The sequence below is a fragment of the Methylomagnum sp. genome, assembly GCF_054333355.1.
Genome location: NZ_JBTEKS010000213.1, coordinates 1 through 7,784 on the forward strand (window position 1 = coordinate 1; position 7,784 = coordinate 7,784).

General features: G+C 64.5%; 9 protein-coding genes. 5 read left to right on the forward strand and 4 right to left on the reverse strand.

Features of this window, described 5'->3' with window-relative positions; all coding sequences use genetic code 11:
- The 4 genes from ACXWUF_RS14955 to ACXWUF_RS14970 all read left to right on the forward strand — a co-directional run.
- Positions 1-824, forward strand: an 824-nt coding sequence (locus tag ACXWUF_RS14955) for a TVP38/TMEM64 family protein (RefSeq protein WP_458495451.1), incomplete at its 5' end; no start/stop codon positions are given.
- A gap of 176 nt (positions 825-1,000) precedes the next feature.
- A complete protein-coding gene (locus ACXWUF_RS14960; RefSeq protein WP_458495452.1) occupies positions 1,001-1,741 on the forward strand; it encodes a sulfotransferase family 2 domain-containing protein in 741 nt (246 codons plus the stop codon).
- A gap of 16 nt (positions 1,742-1,757) precedes the next feature.
- A complete protein-coding gene (locus ACXWUF_RS14965; RefSeq protein ID WP_458495453.1) occupies positions 1,758-2,237 on the forward strand; it encodes a hypothetical protein in 480 nt (159 codons plus the stop codon).
- Positions 2,238-2,239: 2 nt separating this feature from the next.
- Positions 2,240-3,286: a glycosyltransferase family 9 protein gene (locus ACXWUF_RS14970; protein ID WP_458495454.1), complete on the forward strand. Its 1,047-nt coding sequence runs from the start codon at positions 2,240-2,242 to the stop codon at positions 3,284-3,286.
- A 51-nt stretch (positions 3,287-3,337) separates the two neighbouring features.
- Here ACXWUF_RS14970 and ACXWUF_RS14975 read toward each other — a convergent pair whose 3' ends face one another.
- Together ACXWUF_RS14975 and ACXWUF_RS14980 are read right to left on the reverse strand one after the other, a co-directional pair.
- Positions 3,338-4,666, reverse strand: a complete 1,329-nt coding sequence (locus tag ACXWUF_RS14975) for an ABC transporter permease (RefSeq protein ID WP_458495455.1) — start codon at positions 4,664-4,666, stop codon at positions 3,338-3,340.
- Positions 4,663-5,577 (reverse strand): ABC transporter ATP-binding protein, encoded by a 915-nt coding sequence (locus ACXWUF_RS14980; protein WP_458495456.1) that lies wholly within the window; start codon positions 5,575-5,577, stop codon positions 4,663-4,665. Before ACXWUF_RS14980 ends, ACXWUF_RS14975 begins: the two co-directional genes overlap by 4 nt.
- A gap of 70 nt (positions 5,578-5,647) precedes the next feature.
- On the opposite strand from ACXWUF_RS14980, the gene ACXWUF_RS14985 reads away from it, so the two are divergent.
- Positions 5,648-6,046 carry a protein kinase domain-containing protein gene (locus ACXWUF_RS14985; protein ID WP_458495457.1) on the forward strand — a complete coding sequence of 133 codons (399 nt, stop codon included), beginning with the start codon at positions 5,648-5,650 and terminating at the stop codon, positions 6,044-6,046.
- Here the strand turns inward: ACXWUF_RS14985 and ACXWUF_RS14990 are convergent.
- A complete protein-coding gene (locus tag ACXWUF_RS14990) occupies positions 5,977-7,125 on the reverse strand; it encodes a glycosyltransferase (RefSeq protein ID WP_458495458.1) in 1,149 nt (382 codons plus the stop codon). The two genes, ACXWUF_RS14985 and ACXWUF_RS14990, sit on opposite strands and share 70 nt — an antisense overlap.
- Positions 7,122-7,442 carry a hypothetical protein gene (locus ACXWUF_RS14995; RefSeq protein ID WP_458495459.1) on the reverse strand — a complete coding sequence of 107 codons (321 nt, stop codon included), beginning with the start codon at positions 7,440-7,442 and terminating at the stop codon, positions 7,122-7,124. Before ACXWUF_RS14995 ends, ACXWUF_RS14990 begins: the two co-directional genes overlap by 4 nt.
- Positions 7,443-7,784: the final 342 nt, after the last annotated feature.

Sequence of the window (7,784 nt, forward strand, 5' to 3'; positions counted from 1 at the left end):
CCCGCCCCGCGCCGCCGCCGCCCTGCCCCGGCCCGCCGCTTTCTAATAAAATCGCCCGCTCGACCCTAACTCACGGGAAATTCATGCGCGACCCGGATCGCTTAGCCACCGCCGAAGCCAATCGCCCGAAAACCAAGGGGATTTTCGGCGCCTTCGGCATCTTGCTCATGCTGGCCCTTGGGCTGGCGGTTTTCTTCCTGCCCCTCAAGGACTGGCTACAGCAAGGCCAGATCATCAAAGCCCAATTGGACAGCTTCGGCATCGCCGCGCCCCTGGTGTTCGTGGCGGGCACGGCCCTGCTCATCGCCGTCGGGGCGCCCCGCTTGGTGGTGTGTTCGCTGGCGGGCGTGGCCTTCGGTCCCTGGTGGGGCTTGGCCTGGAGCCAAGTCGGCACGCTGCTGGGTGCCTACGCCACGTTCCTGACGGTGCGGGCCTTCGGGCGCGAGCCAATCCTGCGCCGCTATCCGCGCCTCGACCGCTACGCCGACCGCCTCCGCCACCGGGGATTGTTGGCCGTGCTGCTCATCCGCCAATTGCCGATGAACGGCTTCCACAACAACCTGCTGCTGGGCCTGTCGCCGGTGGGCCATCGGGATTTCCTGTTCGGTAGCCTGCTCGGTTATCTGCCGCTGGGCGCCACCGCCGTGTTGATTGGCGCCGGGGTGGTGCAAACCGAATTCTCCCGGCTGGTCCAGTTTACGGCGGCGGGATTGGTGGCGTTTCTGCTGCTGGGCTTTCTGCTCAAGCGGCTGGTCGGCTCGTCACGCGGCGCGGCGGATGACCTGGAAAGCCAGCCACTCCCGCTGAACAATGGCCTAGAATGAGGTCATGGCGTCGGGCATGAGTACATGCCCGACATACAGAGCTTGGATCCGGCCCCGTGGGCTTGGGTCCCGTTGGCTGAGCTGAGTCGAAGCCAACGGGGCCGGAGCCAGCCTAGCCTGCCAATACCGTCCAGGCATCCCGGATCGACGGGCTTGAATCCAAACAATCAAATCCCATGCTGCTCTCCCTCAAGTACAACTTCCTGTTCGTCCACATCGCCAAGACCGGCGGCACCAGCGTCCGCGATTCGCTGTGGTACTACAAATGGACCGACCCGTACCGGATTCCCCAATTCCTGTGCAGCCGCCTGAGCGCTTTCACCCGCCATCAAATCGGCGCCAAGTTCCCCCGCCACGCCAAGCTCATCGCCGCCCAGGAAATGCTGCCCCGCGAGGTGTTCGAGCGGCTGTTCAAGTTCGCCTTCGTGCGTAGCCCGTGGGATTTGCAGGTCAGCTCTTACCACCACATCCGTCGCGAGCGGCCCCATCTCATCACCCATATCGACAGCTTCGAAGCCTTCCTGCGCTGGAAGCTGGACCCGGCCCGTCCGCCCCAGTACCACGCCGACATGTCCACGGAACTGCAAAGCGATTATCTGGTGGACCTGCATGGCCGCCGCCTCGTCGATTTCATCGGGCGCTATGAATTCCTGGCGGACGACTTCGACGAGGCCTGCCACCGCATCGGCATCCGCCGCCCGGACCTGCGTCACGCCCGCCAAGCCACCGACCGCCGCAAGGATTACCGCGGCTATTACAACGACATCACGGCGGCGCTGGTGGCGGATCATTACCGCCAAGACATCGCGGCCTTCGGCTATCGCTTCGACGATCCCCTGGCCTCGGACCTCGCCGGTTTCAGGGCGGTTGCCCCGCGTCCGGCCAGCGTGTCCAGCCTGGCGGACGCGCCCCGTTAGCGGTGCCGGAGCGGGCGTGTACCCATCCATCCACATCCTGGGCAGCAGCCAGTTCAGCGGCACTGACCAGTTCTTCGTGACCCTGGTCCGCGCCCTGCGGGAGGATGGCAAGACCATTCTCGCCATCGACCGGGCGGGCACCGAGGCCGGGCATTTACTGGAGCAAGCGGGCGTGGAGCAAGTTCACCTGCCGCTGTCTGGACCCGGCGATGTCTGGTCGGCCTGGCGAATCAAGCGCATCGCGGGCCTGCCGGATAAAACCACCCGGCTGACCCTGCGCAAACCGCACGGCATCCCCAAAGATCGGTTCGTGCTGTTCACCCAGAGCCGCTTGGTGGAATCCAAAGGGGTCGATGTGCTGCTGCGGGCCTCGGCCCGGACGGACCTGGGACGAGCGGGCGAGACCCTCCTGCGCCAGCAATTCAGCCGGGAAGCCGTGGTGGCCGCCTGTCTCGACCTTTACAGCCAGCTTTTGAAAGAACGGGGCATCATCTGAGCATGACCACCACCGCACCCACCCGCCTCCTGGTGATCCGCCTCAGCGCGATTGGCGATGTCATCATGGCTTCAGGGCTAATCCCCGCCCTGCACGCGGCCTTTCCCGGCGCACAAATAAGCTGGCTGACAGAAGAACCCAACGCCGGGCTGCTGCGCCACAATCCCCGCTTGGAGCGGCTCCACCTGCTGCCCCGACGGCGTTGGCGGGAACTGCGTCAATCCGGCCAATATCGGCAGCTTGGGCGGGAAGTGTCCGGGTTCGTCCGCGAGTTGCGGGCCGAGCGCTATGACGTGGTGCTGGATTTACAGGGCTTGTTGAAGAGCGGGATTTGGGCCGGACTCAGCGGCGGCAAGCGTCGCATCGGCCTGGGTTCGCGGGAAGGCAGCGGGCTGTTGATGACGGACGTGCTGGACCGGCGGGTGGACAGCCCGAAGATTGGCAAGGAGTACCGCAAGCTGGCGGAATTCCTGGGTGCCCCGCCCGACGCCTTCGCCCTGGATATCGCCGTGTCCGACGAGGACCGCGCCGCCGTGGCCGGGCTGCTGGCGAATTCGGGCGTGCCGGGGGATTACGCCGTCATCGCGCCGTTCACCACCCGCCCCCAGAAGCATTGGTTCGACGAGCGCTGGGCGGAATTCGCCACTGGCCTGACAGATGCGCGGGGCTGGCCGGTGCTGATGCTGGGCGGACCCGCCGACCGCGACCACGCCGCCGCCATTCAAGCGCTGGCCGGTGGCCGTCTGATTGATTTGGCCGGGCGGACCAGCCTCGGCCAGTGCGCGGCGTTGATCGAGCGCGCCCGGTTGCTGGTCGGCGTGGACACCGGCCTCACCCATCTCGGCATCGCCATGGCGACGCCCACTCTGGCGCTGTTCGGCTCCACCCGCCCCTATCTCGACACGGGCCGGGCCAACGCCCGCGTGCTGTATGAGCAACTCGAATGCTCGCCTTGTCGGCGTCGGCCCACTTGCGGCGGGACGTTCGACTGCATGGGGCGGCATACGGCGGGGTCGGTGTTGGCGGCGGTGGGGGAGTTGTTGGGATAATGGCTGGGCCTCACATAGCTTTTGGCTCGTAGTCCCGCCTTCAGGCGGCCACTACGCCGCTTCCCTACCCTGATACACACGCCTCCGCCACTTCCCATACGCCCAACCCAGCGCCATCAAGGCTTGCGCTCCCGCACAAACCAGCCCAATCACCACACTGCCCGCCCCCAACGGAAACACGATGGCTTCCAGCCACGTCCATCCCAGTTCCTCGATAATGCCGGGAATCACCCCATACAGCAGCCCCAATACCAACACGGTGGACATCAAGGCCCGTTGCGGGTTGTTGCCAAAACTGAAGCCCAGGAAAACGCCCACATCGCGGAACGCCAGCAGCAGCAACGGCAGGGGATAAAGGCGCCAGCCATCCCCGACTCCGACTGGCTTGGGCCACCCCAAGGCACTGAGCGCCAGACCGAACAGGGTTGCCAAGGCCAAGCTCACACACCAAGGCGGCAACTCCTCGCCGAAGCGTTGCCATGCGGATTGGGTGGCGTAGGCGAGCAGGCGCTTGTAGCGCATCGGTTCATTCGATTCACTGAGTAGCCCGACATAGGTCAAGCCCAGACCCGCCAGGAAGCCAACTAGACAGAACGATGGACCCGCCCCAAGCTCCGGGGCCAAGAAGCCCGCCAGAAATCCACTCAGGAACAGCGCGAACGCCAGCCACACCCAGGGCAGGCTGCGGATTCGCAACTCCTGAGCCATCAGCCGATAGCAGCCGACGCCGACCCAGAATACAGCTATAGCCAAGGCGGTTAGGGTCATACTCGACAAGCTTATGGGCAAGCCGTACCAAGCCACGATTTTTACATCGTGCAGAGGGTTTTTGGTTAGGGACATGCCCCACGGTCCCAACATGGACAGCGCGGCCAGCGTCATCGCCACCGTGATGCCACCCCCGTTGGCGGGGCCGGGGCGGAGTGCCAGCAGCCCCATCAAAAAGCTCAAGGCTTGCAGCCCCAAACCGCCGAGCAAACCATAGACATACAGCCAAGGCAGGTTCGGCGTGGTAGCACGATCCGCCGCCAGCGCATACATCACTATGCATATCAACGCGCCATACCAAACCACCAAGGTGCTGCCGAACAGCTTGCCCCAGACCATGGCCCACGGCCCCAGCGCCGACAAGCGTTGGGTGTCCCAGGTGCGGTTGCGCTTTTCATCCAGCAGGCTGTCCACCACTTGCCGGGAGCCTCCCCAGGAAACGATGAGCAGAAACAGCAGTCCCGCCGTGTTGGTGGTGATATTCGTTAAGTTGTCATGGTCCAGGGTATAGGTCAGGCCGAATATCACGGCCAGTACCAGCGGCACGCCGATTTGCCGGGACAGGGGAAACTCCAGCCAAAGCTGACGTTCGAATTCGGGGTTGATGTTCATCGGGGTTGCCTGATGGATTCGAGGTAAGCGTCCTGCATGTTCTGCGCTGCCGGGGCGAACTCGCAGACCGGCAGGTCCAAGGCCAGCAGGTCTCGCAGCACGCGATGCTGGACGTTCGCGTCAGTGGGCAGGCTCAGCAGCGCGGCGCGGTCCTGCTCGACGCTCAGCACGTCCAGGCCCGTCAACGCCCGTAGCTTCTCCGCCAGCCCGCCCACCGGCTCGGCCAGCACCAGCCGGAATGGCTGGGTTTCGGCGCGGGCCTTGATCGCCACATGCTCGATGATCCGCCCCTGCCGCAGCACCAGCATATCGGTGCTGTAGGCTTCCAATTCCGCCAGGATGTGGGACGACACCAGCAGGGTCATGCCTTGGCTCTGCAAGTCCAAAAACAATTGCGCCAACTCATGCCGGGCTTCCGGGTCCAGGCCGGAAGCCGGTTCGTCCAGCAGCACCACGCGGGGCGAATGGATGATGGCCTGGGCGATGGCGACCCGCTGGCGCAGCCCCCTGGACAGCTCGCCGGGCCGGGTTTCCAAGCGCCCGTCCAGTCCCAACCGGGCGCTGGTTGCCAGGATCGCCCGCGCCGCGTCGGCGGCGTCCATGCCCTGGGCGCGGGCGACGTAATGCAGACATTGCCGCACGGTCAGCCGCTCGTAAAGACCGAAGAAGTCAGACAAATAGCCAATCACGCGGTGGCATTCGCGGGGCTGCTCCAGCACGTCCAGGCCAGCGACGCGGATACCGCCGCTCACCGGCTGCTCCAGCGCGGCGAGGCAGCGCAGCAGGGTGGTCTTGCCCGCGCCGTTTGGCCCGACCAGGGCGGTGATGCTGCCTTGCGGAATATGCAGGGATACCTCGTCCAGCGCCCTCAGGCCGGGGTATTCAAACACCAAGCTGTCCACATCTATCATGGGGAATCCTGTGGATTAAGGGATGGCCGCCGGGGATGATTTTGAATTGGCTCGCAGGAAAGTAGCGCGGATGAAGCGCGGCGCCATCCGGGATGATGCACGCCATTATTGCCCCAGATTCCGCAAAGCACCACGACACCTTCCGCCTGCCGCCGGGGGGCCTGCGTGGTGTGAATACCTGCCCGGCGGCACCCTGGCCGAGCGCTTGGAGCGGGAGGGTCCGCTAGCCACGGCGGAGGTCTGGCGCTGCCTCGCGGAACTGGCCGAGGGCTTGGCCTTCCTGCACGGCGCGGGGCGGATTCATTGCGACCTCAAGCCGGACAATGCGTTCCTACACGCCCATGCCGGGACCGCATTGATAAGCCGAAAGCAAGACGCGGGGTGGCGTGTCCATGGGAATCAATCCAGCAGGTTCAGAAGCTCCAGCAGCGGCTCCACATCGGTGAGGAACCGTTGCTCCCGGAAATAGCGCTGGAGTCGCTCGAAAGCGTTGCGGGTGATGGCTTGCCGCTCGTCCTCGTGGCTCAGGTAGTAGTCGAGCTTCTCGTCGAAATCGCTCAAGTCCCAGGCCACGGGAACATAGGTTTCGTAGGGCGCGAACACGTCCGGGTAACAAGCCAGATGGGCCATATCCGGCTTGAGCAGCAACGCGCCGGTGAACATGGCCTCGAAATCCCGCCAGCACACCTCGCCGTAGCCGAAGGGGCTGAAGCACGCCTTGGCGCGGAACAGTTCGCGGAAATACACGTCCCGCGAGACGAAGCCCCGGCACGCCACGTTCAGTCGGCTTTCCAGGCTGATGGCTTTGTCCAAGGCTTCCTGGCGCATCCGGCCATACCACTCGGCGCCCTTGGAGGCGACGCGGGCGTGCAGGTCGATGTCGCGGGTCTGAGGGTTCGGAAACTTGCCCAGGAAATAGGGCAGCATGTGGGGCGAGAAGGCGAAATGGGGGCTGAGCCACAGCTTTTGCCGGAAGCCCGGCGGCACCTCGAAGTGGGTGGGCGGATAATCCGCCAAGTCGAAGCGCCGGGCGTAGTAATCGGTCAGGTTGGTGTCGCCCAAGGTGGTGGCGCCATACTGGCCGAAGTCGCTGAACACCTGCTTCTTCACATAGGCCGCGAGGTATTCGTCCAACGGGGCGGCGTAGCGCAGGTCGGTGGGGGCGAACCAGTCGAAATAGGCCAGCCGCGCCTCCGGGAACGCCGCCCGGACCCGCGCCGCCAGCTTGGCGAGAACCGGGGGCGGGAGATCGAAGAGGCTCTGGAAGCACACGGCGTCCGCCTCCTGGTAGGGATGCTTTGCGTCCAGGAACCGCGCCAGCGGCAACTCCCGCATCTCGATGCGGAAGCGGTGGGCGAAATCCGCCCGGTGATACCAGAACGGGAATATCTGGGCGCGGCAGATGATGTCCTTTTCGGTGATGAACAGCAGCTTCTTCCAGCCCGCCCGCCGCCCGAAAGGCCGTTGCCATCCCAGCTTATCGACGGCTAGCCGATGAATATCCCAGCCCCACTCGGCGGGATTCATGATGGAGTCCGCGAGTCTCATCCCTGGCGCACTCCCACCCCGCCGCGCCGCCGCTGGCGGATGTCATTGAGCAGGCGGCGCGCCAAGCCAGCGAGTTGCTGGAAGCCGGGCAGCCGGTCGTACCATTGGTTGGGATAGATGTCGCTGCGCTGCCCGCCCAGCGAGGGCGTGCAAAGCAGCGTCACCACCTCGGGCCTTATCCCTGAAAAGATGCGCAGCCGGGGATGCTCGGCGGCGAGGCCGACCCCCGCCAAATCGGCCAGCACGGCGCGGCGGCGGTCGGGTCGGGTGGGCAGGTTGATGATGTAGATGCGCTGGAAGGCGTCGAAGATATTCACAAGCGTTGCCTAAGGTGATGGTTGCTTGGCAAAAGTGTAGCCAAAGCCTTCTTGAGTATCGCCCGTCATGGGCATTCCCATTGATTTATTCCGGTGCGACGCCTCGCGGGCTAGGCAGGGCGGAGGGGTTTGTGCCAAGCTTTAAATGCTCTAGGACTCACGCATTGCGCGCCTTCTACCTCTGGGAGAAGGTTGGGATGAGGGGGTCAAAAAGGAAAAATCCTTATTTTGAATCCCCTCACCCTAGGTTCTGTTGACGTAAGCGAAGCCAGATCAGTGACGTAGGGTGGGATAAGCGAAGCGCATCCACCCAACCAAGGCGGCGGATGCGCTCCGCTTATC